We start from the raw sequence: 2,512 nt of genomic DNA on the forward strand, positions 1-2,512 counted from the left end.
TGAGTAGGTTGTGATCTCAGATTACAAACCGGCCAAAATAATTGTCGCGAACCGGCCAGATTAATTGTCGTCAGATACCTGATGACGTGAAGGGTCAGCCTGTTGCCATATTGAGCCGAACGGTGGCTGGGGTCATCGGCGCTGCGCTGGATGCCAGCCTGGCAGGGAAGAAGGTCTACTGGGTTGGGGGTATCAGCGGCTACAAAACGGAAGAACTGGAAGATCTGTACTGGTTTTCGGCGGACATGCCTGAGCGAATGCAATCTCCGCGGCTGGCGCGAGAATACCGCAACTTTGAGGAATTTGAGTCGGTTGCCAGAGCAACCCGGGATGTTGAAATGAACCAAGGCCTCCGGTTACTCGAACAGTACTTCCCGCTGCCACAAAAGCTGCAGGTGATGCGTGAGCATGCAGTGACTGATGAACGCCAGGCTCAGGTAACCGTTTCGACGGCGCATCGAATCAAAGGGCTGGAGTGGTCTGTGGTGGTGTTGAATCATGATTTTGCCGATATAACAGATCCCCTGATGGCCGACTGCGAACGTACCGATGAAACCAACCTGCTGTATGTCGCTGTGACCCGGGCCCGGCAAACGCTGGTACTGAATGAATTGCTCCAGATGTTGATGGACAGCGAGGGTAATGATATCGCCGGAGGCCTGGCATGCTGAAGGCTATCAAAGAACTGCTGGTTGGAACCCAGGTTATGCCGGCAAATCCAACGGCAAGCATTTCAGCCTCTCAATGTCCTGTAGGTTATTTTATGCCGGCATCCGCAGAGCAGCTTTTGAGCACGGCCTCTCGTCAGCAGTGTTTGCAGCAGCTGTGGGAGAACAGCGCACTGCCCAAAGATCTCTATGAACATTTCTATCTGCAACCCTTGAAGCAGCTTGTTACGCTGATGCAGGTACTTCCGGCCTCGTCCCAGGGGGAGTATGCCAGGGAAGGAGGGCTGGTCGATGTTACCCTGCAGACGACGACGTATGCGGTTCGACTGGCCAAGGGGCACATGTTGCCCCCAGGGGCTGCGCCTGAAGAACAATCCGCCCAGAATGTGCAGTGGAATGTCGTGGTGTTTTATGCAGCGCTATGGCACTACCTGCCGCTGTTGAGCCAGCTGCAGGGTGAGTTCCAAAGTGGCCGTGCCTGGTTACCTGGTTTGACGGTGCCGGGTGAACCTTACCGTTTTCGCTTCAGGGCAGCCCCGTCAGCCCCGCCCCTGGCCACAAGTCAGAGCGCAATGATTGCGGCACGGCTGCTGCCTGAAGAGCTTATCGAATGGCTGTCAACACTACCAGCAGCGATACATTCGTTGATGACGATAGCGTCCAGGCAACCGAGCACATTACCTGCAATTGACGATATTACTCTGGAGGCGGCCAAACTAGCTCGTGGCGATGGTTTGGCCGTATCGCTTTTGCCGATATCCAACCCCGACACATTGGCAATAGCCTTACCGTCAGTGGCACCGGTGACAGAAAATACCACCTCTTCAGTACTCGAGACTGATTTGCAAAGCGCAGTCAGCAGTACCCATCCTCCTCTTGCTCAGGAGCAACTGCTGGCAGAGACATTAGATCAGCCCAACGAAAATGCACCGTTAGTCACGGAAGTGTTTCTTAGCTCGGCCCTGGATGCGCCGGTCAACGATAAGCCTTTGGCTGAGATGGTCCTGGCGCCAGAAACAGAGGTTGGTGTGGAAGAAGAAATGCAGGCTTTGTTGTCATTAATGGCGGTAGAGGTGTCAGTACCGACTTGCCTGGATAACCAAGAAGAGGGAAACGCCCCTCAGAAAGAGAGCCTCCTTCCTGAAGAAAAGCAGGGGTCGGTACATGACATAACTACTGTAATTGAAGATGACTGTCTTTTACCAGGCGTAATAGAACCTGAACTATTAAATAGCACGGAAACAACGACTATTTTAGACGCTCAACATTTATCAAAGGCTCCAGGGTTGGAAGAAAATAGCGTGGAAGGTATTTTGAATGCAGAGAGTAATGTTGGGAACGTCTTTCTACAGTGGTTGGGTCTTGGGATAAAAAAAGGTGATATATCTGTTAATACTATAGGTTCCAGGGCACATATTGTTAGTGGTTTCGTGTTTCTCTGCGTTCCAGATATTTTTCATCTGTATATCAAAGAAAATAATTTGGAGCGTAGTGACCGAAATGCTATCCAAAAAGCATTTGAAAAACTGGGAAGACATCGGATCCGTAAGGGGCAGCGATTCTTTATTGGCCATCTTTATGAAAAGCCTGAGGGGGTGGGCACATATCGCCGTATCAATGGTTACCTGATTAAGGCAAATAGTTTGTATGGTGGGACACGCGTGCCAGAGGACAGTCAGTTACTCGTGATCCCGTAGTTTTTTGATGCAGGGAGAATCTCATAAGTGTTGGGTAAAACTGACGGATTGTGAGTGGATAAATAAACTCATTCGAGGTTATGAAATGAAAAGTGAAGAAAAAATGCACGATGAGTGGGAGTTCTTGCTCGAGGAATATTTTTTCAC

The 2,512-nt window shown here is 50.6% G+C and carries 1 protein-coding gene and 1 pseudogene; both read left to right on the plus strand.

What is annotated here, in order from left to right:
* Window positions 1–101 precede the first annotated feature (101 nt).
* A pseudogene (locus AC4PR2_RS28350) lies at window positions 102–671 on the plus strand (ATP-binding domain-containing protein); the annotation flags it as partial.
* A complete protein-coding gene (locus AC4PR2_RS28355; RefSeq protein ID WP_492175981.1) occupies window positions 665–2,365 on the plus strand; it encodes a TraI domain-containing protein in 1,701 nt (566 codons plus the stop codon). The pseudogene AC4PR2_RS28350 and the gene AC4PR2_RS28355, both read left to right, overlap by 7 nt.
* Window positions 2,366–2,512: the final 147 nt, after the last annotated feature.

The organism is Serratia sp. A07 (genome assembly GCF_058725505.1).